The 18,590-nt window shown below is 51.3% G+C and carries 12 protein-coding genes; 7 read left to right on the forward strand and 5 right to left on the reverse strand.

Features of this window, described 5'->3' with window-relative positions; translation table 11 throughout:
* Position 1 precedes the first annotated feature (1 nt).
* From bcsZ to AACH44_RS20050, 3 genes are all read left to right on the forward strand, one after another.
* Positions 2-1,114: a cellulose synthase complex periplasmic endoglucanase BcsZ gene (bcsZ, locus tag AACH44_RS20035; protein WP_261849621.1), complete on the forward strand. Its 1,113-nt coding sequence runs from the start codon at positions 2-4 to the stop codon at positions 1,112-1,114.
* Positions 1,096-4,575, forward strand: coding sequence for a cellulose synthase complex outer membrane protein BcsC (bcsC, locus tag AACH44_RS20040; protein WP_261849620.1), 3,480 nt, complete (start codon positions 1,096-1,098; stop codon positions 4,573-4,575). The genes bcsZ and bcsC overlap by 19 nt, the downstream gene beginning before the upstream one ends.
* A gap of 598 nt (positions 4,576-5,173) precedes the next feature.
* Positions 5,174-6,166, forward strand: a complete 993-nt coding sequence (locus tag AACH44_RS20050; RefSeq protein ID WP_338659418.1) for a hypothetical protein — start codon at positions 5,174-5,176, stop codon at positions 6,164-6,166.
* 125 nt (positions 6,167-6,291) lie between these two features.
* Here AACH44_RS20050 and ggt read toward each other — a convergent pair whose 3' ends face one another.
* From ggt to AACH44_RS20065, 3 genes are all read right to left on the reverse strand, one after another.
* Complete coding sequence (gene ggt / locus AACH44_RS20055) at positions 6,292-8,028, reverse strand: gamma-glutamyltransferase (protein ID WP_261849651.1); 1,737 nt, start codon at positions 8,026-8,028, stop codon at positions 6,292-6,294.
* Positions 8,029-8,351: 323 nt separating this feature from the next.
* Positions 8,352-9,701: an MFS transporter gene (locus AACH44_RS20060; RefSeq protein WP_103943619.1), complete on the reverse strand. Its 1,350-nt coding sequence runs from the start codon at positions 9,699-9,701 to the stop codon at positions 8,352-8,354.
* A 213-nt stretch (positions 9,702-9,914) separates the two neighbouring features.
* Complete coding sequence (locus AACH44_RS20065) at positions 9,915-10,829, reverse strand: GntR family transcriptional regulator (protein ID WP_261849617.1); 915 nt, start codon at positions 10,827-10,829, stop codon at positions 9,915-9,917.
* A gap of 141 nt (positions 10,830-10,970) precedes the next feature.
* Here AACH44_RS20065 and AACH44_RS20070 point away from each other — a divergent pair, with 141 nt between their 5' ends.
* Positions 10,971-11,993, forward strand: coding sequence for a zinc-binding alcohol dehydrogenase family protein (locus AACH44_RS20070; RefSeq protein WP_261849616.1), 1,023 nt, complete (start codon positions 10,971-10,973; stop codon positions 11,991-11,993).
* 13 nt (positions 11,994-12,006) lie between these two features.
* Positions 12,007-13,452 (forward strand): tagaturonate reductase, encoded by a 1,446-nt coding sequence (locus AACH44_RS20075; protein ID WP_261849615.1) that lies wholly within the window; start codon positions 12,007-12,009, stop codon positions 13,450-13,452.
* A 56-nt stretch (positions 13,453-13,508) separates the two neighbouring features.
* On the opposite strand, the gene AACH44_RS20080 is transcribed toward AACH44_RS20075, so the two are convergent.
* On the reverse strand, positions 13,509-14,420 hold the full coding sequence (locus AACH44_RS20080; protein WP_261849614.1) for an EamA family transporter: 912 nt from the start codon (positions 14,418-14,420) through the stop codon (positions 13,509-13,511).
* A gap of 162 nt (positions 14,421-14,582) precedes the next feature.
* The gene (locus tag AACH44_RS20085; protein ID WP_261849613.1) at positions 14,583-15,791 is read right to left on the reverse strand and encodes an aldose 1-epimerase family protein; all 1,209 of its coding nucleotides are present in this window, start codon (positions 15,789-15,791) and stop codon (positions 14,583-14,585) included.
* Positions 15,792-16,183: 392 nt separating this feature from the next.
* Between AACH44_RS20085 and AACH44_RS20090 the strand changes: the two genes are divergently transcribed.
* Positions 16,184-17,434 (forward strand): valine--pyruvate transaminase, encoded by a 1,251-nt coding sequence (locus AACH44_RS20090; protein WP_261849612.1) that lies wholly within the window; start codon positions 16,184-16,186, stop codon positions 17,432-17,434.
* A gap of 544 nt (positions 17,435-17,978) precedes the next feature.
* Entirely contained in the window at positions 17,979-18,497 is a 519-nt protein-coding gene (locus AACH44_RS20095) for an Hcp family type VI secretion system effector (protein WP_338659294.1), read from the forward strand.
* Positions 18,498-18,590: the final 93 nt, after the last annotated feature.

Here is an 18,590-nt window from a genome sequence, read left to right on the forward strand (position 1 = left end):
CATGCTACGCGTGTTGCGCTACCTGATCCCAATGCTGTTGTGGCTATGGGCTTCCCTCGCCACAGCGGCCGTCTGTGACTGGCCCGCCTGGGAACAGTACAAACAGTATTACATCAGCGAGCAAGGGCGGGTGATTGATACCTCCGCCCCCAATAAAATCACCACGTCTGAAGGGCAAAGTTACGCCATGTTCTTTGCCCTGGTCGCCAACGATCGGGACATGTTTGCTCGGCTGCTGCAATGGACGGAAAACAACCTATCCGCAGGCGATTTAAGTGCCAACCTGCCCGCCTGGCTGTGGGGAGAAAAAGATAAACAGTGGACGGTACTGGATCCTAACTCCGCGTCCGACGCCGATCTGTGGATCGCCTATAACCTGCTTGAAGCGGGTCGCCTGTGGCAAGATGCGCGCTACAACGCGCTGGGCACCGCATTACTTAAACGTATTGCCAAGGAAGAGGTCGTGACGATCCCGGGGCTGGGCATGATGCTATTGCCTGGCAAAGTAGGCTTCGCAGAAAAAGAAAGCTGGCGCGTAAATCCCAGCTATCTGCCGCCGCAGTTGCTGGCACGTTTTGCCCCGCTGGGTAAAACGTGGAAGAACTTACAGCGCACCACGCAGCGCCTGCTGCTAGAAACCGCGCCGAAAGGGTTCTCACCTGATTGGGTCATCTGGCAAAAAGGCAAAGGCTGGCAGCCCGATACCACCAAACCCAATATCGGCAGCTATGACGCCATTCGCGTCTATCTGTGGGCGGGGATGATGGCCGATAGCAGCAGAGGAAAAGCCGACTTGATCAAACAGTTCCAGCCCATGATTCAACAGACGATCCGACAAGGGCTGCCACCGGAAAAAACGGACACCCTGACAGGGGCTGTGACTGGGCAGGGATCGGTCGGGTTTTCCGCTTCACTGCTTCCGATGCTGTCCCGCCAGCCGGATGCGCTAACCGCCCAGCGACAGCGGCTTGCCGCTAATCCACCGGGCGACGATGCCTATTTCTCTGCTTCTCTGACGCTCTTTGGTCAGGGATGGGATGAGAAACGCTACCGCTTCACGTCACAAGGCCAACTTTTACCGTCCCGAGGCAGCCAATGCACAACAACCCCTTAAACTGGCTGCGCCTCCTCTGGTTATTGTTGATTATGGCACCGCAGACCTACGGCGCAGAAACCGTATCACCAGAGCAGTTCCTGATGGAGCAGGTGCGTTTGGGAGAAGCCAGCAATAAAGACGATCTCGTGCGCCAGTCGCTCTATCGACTGGAACTGATCGACCCGGATAATCCCGCTGTTATCGCCGCCAGATTACGGCTCGTATTGCGTCAAGGCGATCAGGTTCAGGCTCGCCAACAGTTGGAAAAATTGAAGGCGGTGGCACCCGACTCCGCACTCTACCGCCAGTCAGCAATAACACTGTCGCTGACGCAAGAAGAGCCGCGTAAACAATTGCAGCAGGCGCGCTTGTTATCCACCGCCGGGCGCTATGCGGAAGCCAAAGTGCAGTACGACGCACTCTTTCACGGCGATCCACCCACGCTCGATCTTGCCGTGGAGTATTGGCGGCTGGTTTCACGTTTGCCAAACCAGCAAGCTCTCGCCATTAAGCAACTGGAAACGTTGGATCAGGTCTACCCTAATAATGTGCCGTTACGCATGGCGCTGGCGCGTTTGTTGTTTAGCCAGAATCGTAACGAACAAGCCTATCCCCTACTGAAGCAGCTTTCTAACGATCCCGTCGGACGTGGACAGGCGGCTTCGCTGTGGCTGGAAATTATTGGCCGGATGCTGGTCACGCCACAAAGTGTGGCTGAATTTAACCGTTTTCTGACCGTGTTTAATGAAGGTGAGCAGGCAGAAACCGCACGTAAAGAGCTCAACCGCCAGCAGGGAATGATGGCCGATCCCACCTATCAGGCGCGTCTTCGCGGTCTGGCACAGGTTGAAAGCGGCGGCGGCAATAGCGCCACGCTTAACGAGTTAAATAAAGCGCTGGTCGCCACACCAAAGGATCCTGATCTGATCGGGGCAATTGGTTTGGTTTACCTGCGTGCAGGCGATCGGGTAAAAGCACTGACGCAGTTCCAGAAAGCATTACAGGCGGACGTGAACCGCCTGAACAGCGGCAAATGGGAAGGGCTCATCCAAAGCACACAGTATTGGATCACCATCGCGGAAGGCGACAATGCGCTGAAGGCCAACAATCTAGCGCTGGCGCGGCAGAAATATCAGCAGGCCCGCCAGATGGACAGCACCAACGCCTATGCGCTGATTGGTCTGGGCGACGTAGCCGTTGCCAGCCAAAACGATACCGCCGCACAACAACTCTATCAGCAGGCTTTACAGCTCGAGCCCAACAACGATACTGTCCTACGCGATCTGGTTGGTACTTATCAACGGCAGTCGCCGGAAAAAGCGCTCGCTTACCTCAACAGCCTGCCGCGCAGCCAGCAGAATACCATGCGGGAAACACTTGCGGCACTGCAACTCGACACCTTGAAACAGCAGGCGGATCAGTTAGTGGAACAGCAGCAATGGGCGCAGGCGGAGGAGAAATACCGTCAGGCGAACCAGCAAGACCCAAATGACGTCTGGCTGGCCTATCACTATGCTCAGGTACTGCGTCAGCAAGGGAAAACGCAGCAGGCGGACAGCGTGGTACAACGTGCGACTGCTGTGCCACCCGCCAGTGCGGAGAAGAACTACGTTTACTCGCTTTACCTGTCGTCGACCAATCGTGATGAGCAAGCACTCGCTCACCTGAACACGCTACCTACTGCGCAATGGAGCGATGACATGCGCGATTTATCCCAGCGTCTGACAATGCAGACCCGGCTTGCGAAAGCGGAAGTGATGCGCGATTCAGGTAACGAACCCGCTGCCATTGCATTCCTGCGTCAGCAACCGACAGACACCCGTATCGATCTGCTGTTGGCAGACTGGGCGCTGGCACGGGGTGAATACGCGACGGCGCTGACGGAATATCAACGTATCCGCACACGAGAACCACAGAACCCTGACGCACAACTGGGCGAGATCGATGCGTTTATCGCACAGAGTCGGCAAGATGAGGCGCGCCAACGTCTGAACCAACGCCCAGTGCAGGCGATGGATACCCTCAACGGCCAGCGGCGCGTCGCCAATGCCTGGCAAGCGGTAGGGAATCCACAAAAATCGGCCGCGCTTTTCCATCAGCTAAAAATCGACGCCCAGAAAGAACCGATCGGCCAGAGCAAAGCATTGGTCTACCGCGATGCAGCACGGGTTGAACAACAGCAGTCTCAACCGGAGCAGGCAAAGCAGGACTATAAACAGGCCATGGTCGCCAGTGGCATTACCTCCGCGCTGCCACAAAGCAACGACGACTACACTCGACTGACGCGTAATAACCGCAGCGACGACTGGCTGCAACGCAGCATCCGCGCCGATGCCGCAGACCTGTATCGCAAACAGGATATTACCGTCACTCTCGATCATGATTACTCACGTTCGAGCGGCACCGGGGGAATTTCCGACCTGAGCGCCCACAACACCCTGTTGCAGCTAGATATGCCACTGTACGACGGTAGTGCCTTCTTCCGTACCGACACGGTGCAGATGAACGCCGGTTCCTTCTCTACGGACAGCAACGGCGTTTACCGGGAAACCTTCGGCACCTGCGCCACGCGGGACTGTTTCGACGGAAAATCACAGAAAGCCACCGGCACCAGCGTCGCCGCAGGCTGGAAAAACGACCGTTGGTCAGCGGATATCGGCACCACGCCGCTCGGCTTTGACGTGGTCGATGTCGTCGGCGGTGCCAGCTACAGCGGCGACTGGCGGCAAATCGGCTGGACGGCGACCGCCTCACGCCGCCCGATTTCCAGCTCATTATTGGCATTCGGCGGCACCAAAGATCCGGGCACTGGCATCACCTGGGGCGGCGTGCGCGCCACAGGCGTCAGCCTCGGGCTGAGCTACGATCGCGGCGAAGCACACGGCGTCTGGAGCGATTTCAGCGTCCATCAGATTTCCGGTAAAAACGTGGCCGATAACGATCGCGCTCGTGCGATGGCGGGCTACTACTACAAACTGATTAACGAAGATAACCAACGCGTCACGGTCGGCCTGAACAGCATGTGGTGGCGCCACCAGAAAGACTTGAGTGGCTACTCGCTCGGTCAGGGCGGCTACTACAGTCCACAGCAATACTTCTCGCTGGGCGTACCGGTGAACTATCGGCAACGGACGGAAAACTGGTCGTGGGAACTCGGCGGATCGCTGTCATGGTCACGTTCCTCCACCAAAAACCAGCGCCGCTACCCGTTGGTCGGCCTGCTTGGCAACGCCGCGCTCACCGACAGAAACACCGTCGAACAAGGCAGCAGCAGTTCCGGCTTCGGCTATACGGCGCGCGCCCTCATCGAACGCCGCCTCAGCTCACACTGGACGCTGGGTGTCGGTATCGACATTCAGCAAGCAAAGGACTACACCCCAAGCCACGGCCTCCTCTACCTGCGCTACTCCGCCTCTGGCTGGCAAGGCGATCTCGACAGCCCACCGCAGCCGCTTACGCCTTACGCGGACTTTAAGTAGCTGACATCTATCCAGTCCCCCATTACGGTGGGGCTGGATAAGTAATCTCTTTCTTCCCTGAAGAATAACATCAAAAAAACATATTAATGATAAAGTGCCTGATTTAAAATCAGGCACTAAACCAATAGAGCAGCAATCTTATTTATGAAAATAATCAATAAAAACGAAATCTACGTCAAAATGCTTATTCTCGCTATCCCTTATATTAGAAGCATACAGTCACATAAGAGAAGAACCGATCGTTCATGCTATCATGAGGCGGAACTTGTCCATAACTTAGCTTATACTATTTTGACGCCAGATTTTGAAGATCACGATCTCTACTTTCTTAATCATCAAGCAAGATACTACATAGAGAACTGTAGCGACGAAATCTCACCGAATTATAACGGGCATAAAACACTTATCATCTCACTTTTTGACATTGTACCAGAAAATATGAAACACAAACTAGCATGGGACATCTCCGAATAAAGCCCATATGCCTTAGGATAAAATTTAAAAAATAGGTTCGTCATTGGGGAATAACACGAGTATGATTTGCACTCTTGCCAAGTGCTCTCGGCAATAAATACACACATCAATGGAGTGAAATTCGATGTCTTTTTTCATGCAGTTACGTACATTTTTCCTTTTCATCATCACCCTCCTCGCGTTTCCTGTCTTCGCGCAATCCTCCTCTGGGCTAACATGCGGAATTTATACCAATGACAGTGGTGTTAAAGCTTATGTAATAAGCTCAGAAATATTACAAAAGAAATATAAAAATGAATATATTACATCACATTACACTCTGGACAGTGGCAAAGTTAATATAATCTCAATTGACACCCTAAACCCACCAGAAATATATGAGTTAATCGAAGAAAAGGAAGTTAAAGATTTTAATGAAGAATACACACTAACAGAAAGCCAGAGTTGTAAAGAGAATATTGGGATACCGAAAAGCGAAATAGGAAAAAAATGTTGGGACGATATGGAAGCTTGTTCCTGGTTAATCGCGGAAAGTGATGTAAAAACACTGAAGCAATTATGCCAAGACAACTTCTATTTGGCCTGTCAATTTTGGGATAATCGCGTTTTCTTCAAAAATAGCATAAGTAAAATGTCAGAAAATACAGGGAATAGAGATATACCACAGCCATCAGATCCAGAATGGATCGAGACGCTTACTGAGTCATGTCGGTCGGGGCTGTCAGAAAAGATGTGTACTGAGGCAGCCAGATCATTGTGGAATAGTGGACAATATCTTGCCGCGCGAGACGCATTACAACTGGCTTGCAATACGCGTATATGGGATAACTCAGTGTGTCAACAAGCAGATGATTTACGTTCACTCACAGAGAATGATATTTCCTCATCAGTATCCGGTTTACCAGTAGGGCATTATGCAACACGCGGTGGTGACGTTGATTTTATTATCACCAAAAATGGCACGGTAATAATAAAAGGAAGCCCATCGGTGAAGGCGCATATCGATAATGGCCTGATTCGTATCCCTCGCGATCTGCAAGAAGAAGCTATCGACCGCAGAAGTGATTTCCTTTTCCGTCGTGCGGGGGAAAACAAACTGATCAGCCTTGATATTTGAAATACGTTCAAAGTCTACGAATTGCAGGACTGAGCGGCATCATCGTAGAGCCTTTTTCGACTATCTTAATCATTCAGATCTGAACGTCAGGGCAAGCAAATCACTTCCCCTGACATTCGTTCAAATCAATACCCTATCGCTGCACCAGCCGGGCGGCGGATATCATTGGCACCGTACAGGTAACCTTCCCGTACTTTGCCGGATACCGCCGAGTCATTACCCGAATCCGCTGGTGTCACGCCCGCCGCACCCGGTAAGCCGACCAGAATCAGCTCCGCTGCACCCCAAGGCGTTTGTTCCACCATCTTGTAGCCGCGCTGCTTCAGCAGGTTCAGCGTATCGGCAGATAGCCCGCGCTGTTCGTAATACACCTCATCCGGCAACCACTGGTGATGGAGGCGCGGTGCGTCCACCGCTTCCTGCGGCGCCATGCCGTGGTCGATGATATTCAGCGCCGTTTGCAGCGTGATGGTGATTATGCGCGAACCACCGGGCGAACCGAGCACCATAAAGACTTTGCCGTCTTTCGTCACCAATGACGGGCTCATGGACGAAAGTGGGCGCTTACCGGGGGCGATCGAATTACGTTCCCCTTGCACTAATCCGTACAGATTTTTCTCGCCCACTTTAACGGTAAAGTCATCCATTTCGTTATTGAGGAAGAAACCCGTACCCGATGCAATCACCACCGACCCAAAACGCCCGTTCACGGTATAGGTCGTGGATACGGCATTGCCCTGGTTATCCACAATCGAATAGTGCGTGGTTTCCGGTCTTTCATGTGGACCGATCCCCGGCTGAACGTTTTTGGACGGCGTCGCGTTCTCCGGTTCGATTTGTTTACGAATTTCAGCGGCGTAATCCTTACTCAACAGGCGTGCGACAGGGTTACTGACAAACGCCGGATCACCAAGGTACGTGTTGCGATCCATGTAAGCGTGGCGCATCGCTTCCGTCAGCACATGAATGGTGGCTGCCGAGTTAAAGCCCGTCGATTTAATGTCGTAACCTTCGACAATATTGAGAATTTCACACATCGTGACGCCACCAGAGCTGGGCGGTGGCGAAGAGACAAACTGATAGCCGCGATAATTACAGATTACCGGTGCCGTTTCGGTAATGCGGTAATCGGCAAAATCAGCCGCCGTCAGGATGCCACCGCCCTGCTTCGCCGCCTTCTCCACCGCCTGCGGGATCGCCCCCTTGTAGAAGGCATCCGGCCCGCTAGCGGCAATCGCCGCTAGCGTATTCGCCAGATCGGTTTGCACCAGTTTGTCACCCGGTTGCAACGGGCTGCCGTCAGGGCGTAGGAAAATGCGGGCTGCCTCAGGGTCGGCCTTGAAACGTTGGATGGTGGTATCCAGAATATCGGTATCCGCACGCGTGAGTTCAAAGCCTGCACGCGCCAGTTTAATCGCCGGTGCCATTACTTGTTCGCGCGTCAATTTGCCGTATTTTTGCAGCGCAGTATCCAGCCCCAGCACCGTTCCCGGTACGCCCGCGGCCAGATAACCGTACAGGCTCGCATCCTTTTTCACGCTCCCATCCGCGTTTAAATACATGTTGGCGCTGGCCGCCGCGGGTGCCGTTTCACGGAAATTGATAAAGGTATCTTTCCCATCGGCCAGATGCAGCGTCATAAATCCACCACCGCCGATATTGCCACAGCAGGGGTTCACCACCGCCTGCGCATAGCCCACGGCCACGGCGGCATCAATCGCATTGCCGCCCATTTTCATGATATCGACGCCAATCTGCGAAGCCAGATACTGCGAGCTGACCACCATGCCGTTTTTCGCTTCCACCGCAGGAGCCGATGCCGCCTGCACGGTTCCCGTCACCAGCAGCGCCACCGTGCTCATCGACAGCAGCCATTTTCCTGACGCCCTGCATCCCAATACCGTGTTTGTTATTCTCATGAAGACTCCTTTACCCCGTTGATATTACTCACCGTATTTTATGACTAACCCTTTCGGCAAGGTTTTGCAAAGTCCGCGCCAACAAACGGCAGCGGCTGAACAGACTCGCTAACGGCAGTAAAAAGCGTAGGAAAGGCATGAGAAATTGCGAGCATGTCGTGCCACCTTTGCGACCCGGCACAATCTATACGCACCGTCAGAAGGCAACGTGACAAAAACCGCCCCGCAAAAGAAAGGAACAAATAAGGATGCAGGGCGGCGGAGAACTAATCCTTACGGGGATCGCTAATCGGCTGACGAACAAGGAAAACGTAGGCCAGCGCACCCAATACCGTCACACAACCACAGATGATCAGCGCCAGACGGAAGGAATTCGTCGTGTCGACAATAAAACCCGTCACGATCGGGGCAAATGAGGCACAGATGAAACTGGCAAAGTTTTGGATACTGCCGACCGATGCCGTCATACGCGATGCAACAGCAACATGGATCAGCCCCCAGCACGATGTTCCCGCAAAGTGGATGCAGAACAGCGCCATACTAATCAGTGACACCGCTTCGATTGAGGTGGTCGCCTGTGGCACCACAAAAGTAAAAGCCGCAGAACACAACATACCAGCAATGATGCAGATTTTACGGCTCTTGATCGGCTCCATTCCTTTTTTCACTAACCAATCCGTGACATAGCCGTTCACCAGCATTCCGGCGGCACCAAACAGGAAAGGGATCGCCGCCATCAGACCCGTGCTTTTTAAATCCAGATTATAAGCCGTTTGCAGATAGCCGGGCAGCCAGGCCAAATATAACCACGCGGTATAGTTGATGCCGCTAAAACCCAGCATCATGCCCCACATCGTTCGGTTACGAAACAGACTGCGCCATTCAATAAAACTCAACGGATCGCGGCGAGCGTTCACACTGCCCGCGTTCAGGTAATTTTGCTCATCCGCGGTGAGTTCAATCTGCTCACGGTTGCGATACAACATATACCAGCCGATAGCGAGGAAAATGCCGAATAGGCCGATGGTAATGAACATGCCGCGCCAGCCCATGACTAACATCATCGCCGCCAGAATGGGTGGACTTATCGCAACACCAATGGTTGAAGCCGCATTAAAGAATCCCATCGGACGGCCACGTTCTTTGATGTTAAACCAGTCGTTGATCACCTTCACGCCGCATGGGTTCATCGGTGCTTCGCCAATTCCCATACCAATACGAACCAGTACGAACTGAGTGAAACTGTGTACCATGCCAGACAGCGCCTGAAACAGTGACCAGAAAAACATCCCAAGGCCCAGCATAATGCGCGGGCCTTTACGATCCAGCAACGGCCCACAAGGGAGCTGTGCAATCCCATAGGCAAGAGAGAAAACGGAAAGTAATGCCCCGATTTCTGTCGCACTTAGCCCCAATTCCTGACGAATCGTTAAGTTAGCCACCGACAGAGAACTTCGGTCGAGGTAATTAATCACCGCAGCAAAAAATAACAGAATCATTGCGGTAGTTTGAATACGTTTAATTCGACTACTGCGCTGAATTATTCCCTCTGGCGGTGCTGAAGAACGGGTATCAAACGAAGAACGCGGGTCTAGCGTTATATTATTCTTTTCCACGTCTGGCTCCTGGATATTATAATTTTATCTTTCCTCAACGCAGGGTTAAGGAAAGTGTTTTTAAACGGAAAGCAATGAAATATGTCATCACTACTCACGAATTTTTATTAATACAGTCGACTTGTCGTGAGCATAGATAAGAGATATTTCTCAGGCGTTTTTATTTTGATAAAACCGTGCTCTTGATAATGATTTATGGTTTTTAATCGGTTTTTAATCGTCAGCCCGCGCTGTTTGATTAATTGAGCGAATCATCGATTGTTTAGCTGAATTCAAATGGTTACGCAGCGCCAGCGTGGCATCCAGATCGCTCCGGCAGATCAACGCGCTGAGGATGGTCATGTGTTCGTCAATCGCGATGATATTGCGCTGTTTGAGATCGCTTTCATCCCACTGGTAGTGGAAATGGAATATTACAGAGATAATTTCAAGAGACTGATCAAAAAAGACATTTTCAGCAGCAGAGAGTAAAAGCGCATGAAAGCTTCGGTCGAGCTGTGAGAACATGCGAAAGCTGTTACCAATGCTGTCACGTAACATACGGTGGCGTTCCAGTAAGGTTCTGGCCTGTAGCCAACGGGGGTCGTCGTCCGGCAAATTGAGGAAATGTTGCAGAGCATGCGTCTCCAGCATTTCCCGCAATTCAAAGAGCTGTTCCGCATAGGCCTGATCGAACTCTTTCATGCTCCACTGCCCACGTTTTTCGTTCTGAATCAGGTTGTAGCGCCCAAATTTTAACAGATACTCGCGTACTACCACCGGGCTGACACCCGCGTCGCGCGCGAGTTGTAGCTCGGAGAAGACCTCACCGACACGGAGCTGACGCTGGTTGATCATGGTGAAAAATGCCTGCTCGAAAATGCGGTTTTGCTCATCCATCGGCGCGGTAATGCAGGTGAATCCATCGTCGTGGTCAGGTTTTCGGGCAATCACATAATCGCTGCCAACCTGCGTAAGCACACCGCAGTCACGCAGGTGAACCAGAATATGACGCACCGTTGTACGGCTGATGTTATACATCTCCGCCAGCGCATTTTGCGACGGTAGAGGCGACGGAATATGGCCACGGGCCATATCATCGATAATCTGATTAATGACATTGTGACGTAAATTTTGTGAACGGCTCATGAGAGATCTCCTTTTTTGCACACATTAAAAACCGATTTAAAACATTTTTATGAGTCCGTATTCACAATTTACAGATCCTATCTCTCATCAATATTTTTTTTCATCAATATCTGAAAAAACAAAAAACAGGAGAGAATAATCATGCCAACAATGAATACATTAATTTGCCAGGAACCAAAAAAACTTGTCTGGAAAAAACGTGAAATACCTATTCCGGGGGAGAGTGAAACATTAATTAAAATTAAGTCTGTAGGTATTTGTGGAACAGATATTCATGCCTGGGGTGGGAACCAACCCTTTTTTAGCTACCCACGCGTATTAGGTCACGAAATATGTGGTGAGGTTGTTGATACAGGCAAAAACGTACATCAATTTAAAAAAGGCCAGCAGGTTGCCGTCATTCCCTACGTCGCCTGTCAGCAATGTCCCGCCTGCAAGAGCGGCCGAACCAACTGCTGCGAGAAAATTTCCGTCATTGGTGTACATCAGGATGGCGGATTCAGCGAATATCTGGCGGTTCCCGCCACAAACGTACTGCTTGCAGAAGGGATCGATCCACAAGCGGCGGCATTAATCGAGCCATACGCCATCAGTGCACATGCCGTTCGTCGAGCGAAAGTGCTACCTGGTGAACAGGTGCTGGTCGTCGGTGCCGGTCCCATTGGCCTCGGCGCAGCGGCCATCGCCAAAGCAGACGGTGCTCAAGTCGTTGTTGCGGATACCAGCGTTGCCCGCCGCAAACACGTTATTGCTAACCTGAATCTGCCAGTCGTCGATCCCTCTGCCGAGGACTTTGAGGCCCAGCTACGCGCCGAATTTGGTGGTTCATTGGCTGAAAAAGTGATTGATGCCACGGGAAACCAGCATGCGATGAACAACACCATTAACCTGATCCGCCACGGCGGCAGCATCGTGTTTGTCGGTCTATTTAAAGGTGATTTGCAGTTCTCCGACCCTGAATTTCATAAGAAAGAAACCACGATGATGGGCAGCCGTAACGCCACACCGGAGGATTTCGCCAAAGTCGGCCGTCTGATGTCTGAAGGCAAACTCACCGCAGAAATGATGCTGACACACCGTTACCCGTTTGCCACACTGGCTGACGTCTATGAAAAGGATGTCATTAACAACCGTGAGCTGATCAAAGGCGTCATCACATTCTGATGAGGGAATAATCATGAAGACATTGAATCGGAAAAACTTTCCCGGCGCATGCTATCCAACCAAAGTCATTCAGTTTGGTGAAGGCAACTTCTTGCGCGCCTTTGTGGACTGGCAGTTGGATGTGCTGAATGAGAAAACCACTCTTCAGGCGGGCGTAACGATTGTGCGCCCCATTAATACCGATTTTCCGCCGTCACTCAATACGCAAGATGGACTTTACACTACGGTCATTAGGGGGCTAAACGAACAGGGCGAGGCCGTCAGCGATGCGCGCCTGATCCGCTCGGTCAATAACGAGATTAACCCCTATCAGCATTTTGCCGATTATCTGGCATTAGCCCATAACGCCGCTATTCGCTTTGTTTTTTCAAACACCACGGAAGCGGGCATCAGCTATCACGCTGGAGACAGCCTCAACGATACGCCGCCAGTCAGTTTTCCCGCCAAGCTGACACGCCTGTTGCTGGAACGCTTTACGTATTTTAACGGTGAGAGCGATAAAGGCTGGGTCATCATCCCCTGCGAACTGATCGACTATAACGGTGAAGCGCTTAAAGCTCTGGTTCTGCGCTATGCTCAGGAATGGCAGCTCTCACCCGCGTTTATCGACTGGATTGAGACAGCAAATACCTTCTGTTCCACGCTCGTGGACAGAATCGTAACGGGATACCCGCGTGAAGAGTCGTCAGCGCTGGAAGAGAAACTGGGCTACCACGATGCCTTTCTGGATACCGCCGAACATTTTTACCTCTTTGTCATTCAAGGCCCCAACTGGCTAGCGGATGAACTGAAACTTGCAGAATGCCCGCTTAATATCCGCATTGTTGACGACATCAGACCCTATAAAGAACGTAAAGTGGCGATTCTGAATGGTGCACACACCGCTCTGGTTCCAGTTGCCTGGCTCTGCGGGCTAGATACGGTAGGTGAAGCCATGCAGGATGCCGATGTGCGTCGCTTTGTAGAAAATACGCTACATCAAGAAATCATCCCGGTGCTGGATTTACCGGCGAATGAGTTGCGTGAATTTGCCGATGCCGTCACCGGACGTTTTCAGAATCCCTATATTCGCCATCAGTTGCTCTCCATCGCACTCAATGGAATGACTAAATTCCGCACACGTATTCTGCCGCAGTTGCTGGCAGGCCACAGCGACGGGCGCTTTCCGGCACGGTTGACGTTTGCGCTGGCCGCGCTGATTGCCTTCTACCGCGGAGAACGAGCGGGCGAGACTTATCCTTTACAGGATGATGAGCAGTGGCTCACCCGTTACCGCCAGCAGTGGCCACGTGTGGGGACCGATCTCACCGTGCATGAATTGGTCAACGAGGTGCTTGCCGATACCGCGCACTGGGGGGAAGATCTCACCCAACGGCTAGGTTTAGTGGATCAGGTGACGGCCGATCTTAGCGACATTCTGGCGCAAGGGATGCGCCAGGCGTTGCAAGCGCGGGAATAATGATGATCGACAGCGCCCGCCGGGCGCTGTTTTCTCTGGCAAGAGAATACGTTCTGCTACGATTGCCGCGCAGCCCGCCATGCGCGTAGCCGCGCGCCAAACACATTCACCAGCAGACCGACCATGATCAGCAATGCGCCAACGATCTGTAATAGCGAGAGGGATTCACCAAGGAATATGGCGGCACTGACCAGCCCAACCACCGGCACCAACAGGGACAAAGGTGCCACACGCCAGGTTTCATAACGCGCCAGCAGACTTCCCCAAATTCCATAACCGATGATTGTTGCCGCAAACGCCAGATACATCAGAGATAAAATCGTCGGCAGTTGAATAGTCGTTAAACTGTGAACAATCGCGTCCTTTCCCTCAAACAGCCAGGAACTGATGAAAAACGGCACGACAGGCACTAGTGCACCCCACACCACCAACGACATGATGCGTACCTCGTTATTTTTGCTCATGATAATTTTATTAGTGATGTTACCCACAGCCCATGACAGCGCCGCCGCTAGCGTCAGCAACAGCGTAGTGGTGGTCATACCGGATGACATTTGCAGCGCTGTACGCCCTTCTGCCAGCACGACCATCCCAATCGCGGCGACCAGAATGCCGACAACGTGATTCCAGCGCAGCTTTTCCGACAGCAAGACCGCACCGACCAGCAGCGTAAAAAATGCCTGTGCCTGTAACACCAGCGAGGCAATTCCCGCAGGCATACCCAGCTTAATTGCGAGAAACAAGAAGCCAAACTGACCAAAGCTAATCGTCATGCCATAGGCAAGCAGCCATTTCAGGGGAATACGCGGGAAAGGCACAAATAAAATAGCCGGGAGCGCCACCAGCGAAAAACGTAGCCCTGCCAGTAAGAAAGGCGGCATGTCGTTCAGACCAACCTTGATCACCACGAAGTTCACGCCCCATAGCACGACAACACACAGCGCGAGCAGCGCATCTTTCAACGACATCCTCATCCCCTGATCAAATACGTAACAAATACCTTCTTCAAGGTACGCGTAAAATGAAAAAACGGATAAGAAAAGATAATTATGGCGTTATGTGATGATGACAACGCGTAACCATGACGTGAGATGGCCGACCACCACATCAGTGGTCGGCATAGATGGCGGTTACTCGACGGCAATCGGTTTTTCCGTCAACGCCGTTTTGTTGTCGCCCTGAATGGCTTTCACTTTCTGTTCCGTTTTTTGTACCGCATCCGCGCTACTCAACAAGCTGTACGTCAGCTCAAACGTGGTGCTCTGTCCGGGCTGTAACTTTTTGACTCGCCCTTGCTCACGTTCAATCGTGACCGGGTAGGCGTAGTTGGTGCCGGGTTCGATCCCTGTCACGTAGCCTTGTTTTTCCGTATCCGTATTTTTCCACAACGTCAGAAGCGGCAGTTGGTGAGTATCAAAAGCAATCGACACCCCTTTATCTCCTGCCTTGTTTACCAATGCCGCCAGCGTTTTACCCTGCGCATCCGTATACGGGGTAATATTGAACACCATTTCATCAAAGTCTTTGGTTGGCCCCTTGTAGGTTTGCCAGGTTGCCAGACCCGCTTTGGCGTGGTCATTAAACGGAGAAATCTCTTTTACTGGCGCGAGGAAACGCGCGCCTTCTTCAAGAATCGGCGTACCGAAATTGCTGTGGTAGATAATCTGATAGTCACGCGGGTAGTCGGCTTTATTGGTCAGTACATCGTGCACGGTAAACGACTCGCTGCCCGGGACGTAACGCAGCTCGGTCCAGGTTTCCAGATTAGACTTCTTAAAGCTGTTTTCTTTCAGCAGACCTCGTACCGTAATGGTATACGGCGCGCTATCGCTGACTTCCACCACCACTTTTGAGGCAGGTGTATTACCCGCACGCCCATGCAGGGTGTAGATCATGCCATCGCTGACAACCGGGTGCCCCGTCCACTCAAAGCCGCAGCGCACCATCATTTCATTAAAACCTTCCAACCAGCCCAGTCCATTACGGCTTTCCAGATTGATGGTATTCGGATTGACGACTTCATCAACGGGTGAATACCACCCCAAACGAATGTTTTTACCTGCCGCATGCAGTAAGTTCATCCCTCGTGTCGGGCTGAGGGCAATTTTCAGTCCATCCTGACTGGTAATCGTAATCACTTTACTACCTTCCTGACGTCCGCCATGCAGGACTTTTTGCTCAATGCTGAAATGCTGATTTCTGATCTTCAAAGCATCACTGCTGATTTGCCAATTTCCCTTTTCCACACTGCTTTCAGCATCCGTCAGCACAAACGTCTGTGCCGATAATTGCCATGATGTCAACGCCAGTGTAATTCCCATAACCAGTAATTTTTTCATGCTATCACTCCTATTTGCTGAATTGTTTTAGCTAATGCGAGCTAAAGACTACAAATCAGCGGATAGCCAGAATGTGATAACTATCACCAGATGGAAAAATTCAGCATTGATAGGTGATTTATCTGACCTACTTCACCAATAATCTGTAAATAGAAACTATTTTTGCAAAATTATTGAGATATTGATCGTAAATAGCTGACATCGTTTCAGCAACATGACGTATGTCGCCTAAAAAACCTCTTCCTGATAACGAGAACGTCAGCAATTAATGCTTAGATATTTAAGCATTACAGGATAAAAAATTATCAGATTGTTTTTTGACCACATTGCGCCCTATTAGCGCAAGCGCTATGGTTGCCGCTAACCTGTGTACGATCACTGATAAATAAATTATGACCTTTTCTCTTTTCGGCAAGAAATTCACGCGTCACGCTGGCATCACCCAATTAATGGACGATCTGAACGAGGGGCTGCGTACGCCAGGCGCAATCATGCTAGGGGGCGGAAATCCGGCGCACATTCCAGAGATGGATAGCTACTTCCAGCAGTTGTGTCAGGACATGCTGGAACAAGGGAAATTAACGGAAGCGCTGTGTAATTACGATGGGCCGCAAGGTAAGGATACGCTGCTGCATGCGTTGGCCGAACTCCTGAGTAATGAATTAGGCTGGCAGATTGGACCACAGAACATTGCGCTGACAAATGGCAGCCAGAGCGCGTTTTTCTACTTATTTAACCTGTTTGCTGGTCGCCATAGTGATGGCAGTCTGAAAAAAGTGCTGTTTCCGCTGGCACCGGAATATATCGGCTATTCGGATTCCGGGCTGGACGAAGACATGTTCGTTTCTGTTCGTCCCCAGATCGAACTGTTGCCTGAAGGACAATTTAAATATCACGTCGATTTCGATCATCTATCGATTACCGATGATATCGGGCTAGTTTGCGTATCCCGCCCAACCAATCCGACGGGTAACGTGCTGACCGACGACGAGCTGATGCGTCTGGATATTCTGGCACAGCAGCACAAGATCCCCCTGCTGATAGATAACGCCTATGGCGTGCCTTTCCCCGGCATCATCTTCAGCGATGCCACGCCGCTGTGGAATCCAAATATCATCCTGTGCATGAGCTTGTCCAAACTGGGTCTGCCCGGTTCACGCTGCGGTATCGTGATTGCAGATGAAAAGGTGATTTCAGCGATCGGCAACATGAACGGCATTATTAGTCTATCCCCAGGCGCGATCGGCCCAGCGTTGGCACATGAGATGATTCAGCGTGGCGATCTGCTGCGCTTATCTAATGACGTCATACGTCCGTTCTACCAGCAACGCGTGACGGAAACCATCGCCATTATTCGCCGCTACCTGTCACCAGAGCAGTGCCTGATTCATAAACCTGAAGGCGCAATCTTCCTGTGGCTGTGGTTTAAAGATCTGCCCATCACGACAGAAATCCTGTATCAGCGCCTGAAGAAACGCGGCGTCCTCATGGTGCCGGGTCACTATTTCTTCCCCGGTTTGGAGCAGGAATGGCAACACGCTCATCAGTGCATGCGCATGAACTATGTGCCGGAACCGGAAGAAATCGAACGCGGCATTGCAATGCTGGCGGAAGAAGTCGAAAAGGCGATGCAGGAAGGTTAATACGTCGTAAAAATAGACTTGTCATTACACAAAATACGGTTGGGGTAAGGAACACTTGCCCCATTGTTCTATCACCCACTTCCAACCACCGAGTATGACACGGCCAGCGCTAAACATTCTCTCTCTTATTTCTCTCGATTTTCGCCCATTCTTATTACCCATATCATCAGCCGACTCATGATGAATAATGATAATTACTTTTGTCTTTTTAATCGGTAATAGCATTTGTTTAGTCTCGATCAATAGCTAATTCATAAAAAAAGACGGCCATCTCACACCCCTAACTCAAATTTTCAGCATAACTGCGCATTCTGCGCAACTTCTTGCTCACTTTCTGGTGTAAATCACTTTTTGCGCAATGTTTGCAAACGATTCGCGAAGTCTGCGCAACTTTTTGCTCAAATTTGGCTTAGGAAAAATTTGAGTTAAGTGAATTTATAGTAAAAACAATTAGATAAAAATTGGCATGGGAATTGCTATACGGAACGTGAAGTTATTCAATTCGTTTAACAACACAGTCCGTTCAACAACAAGGAGCAAGACTATGCCAACTCCATGCTATATCAGCATCGAAGGGAAAACCCAGGGCAACATCACCGCAGGGGCGTTCACCTCTGATTCCGTCGGCAACATCTACGTGCAGGGCCACGAAGACGAAATGCTGGTACAGGAATTCAAACACGTCGTCACCGTACCGACCGACCCGCAGTCCGGTCAGCCGTCCGGCCAGCGTGTGCATAAACCGTTTAAATTCACCGTGGCGCTGAACAAAGCGGTTCCGCTGCTGTATAACGCGCTGTCTACCGGTGAAATGCTGCCCACTGTGACCCTGAAGTGGTATCGCACCTCCGTGGAAGGCAAGCAGGAGCACTTCTTCTCTACCGTGCTGACCGACGCCACCATCGTGGACATCAACTGCCAGATGCCACACTGTCAGGACCCGTCCAAACTGGACTACACCCAGTTAATCGAAGTGTCGCTGGCTTACCGCAAAATCGACTGGGAACACACCGTTGCCGGCACTTCCGGTTCTGATGACTGGCGTGCGCCGGTCGAAGCGTAATCCTGTTGTATTCAACCCGGGCTTGTCCCGGGTTTTCTGCGTGTACTGTCCTGAGGTCTGATTCTCCAGACCTGAGTGCAGACAACACGGTCT

Source organism: Pectobacterium araliae, from assembly GCF_037076465.1.
Taxonomy (GTDB): domain Bacteria; phylum Pseudomonadota; class Gammaproteobacteria; order Enterobacterales; family Enterobacteriaceae; genus Pectobacterium; species Pectobacterium araliae.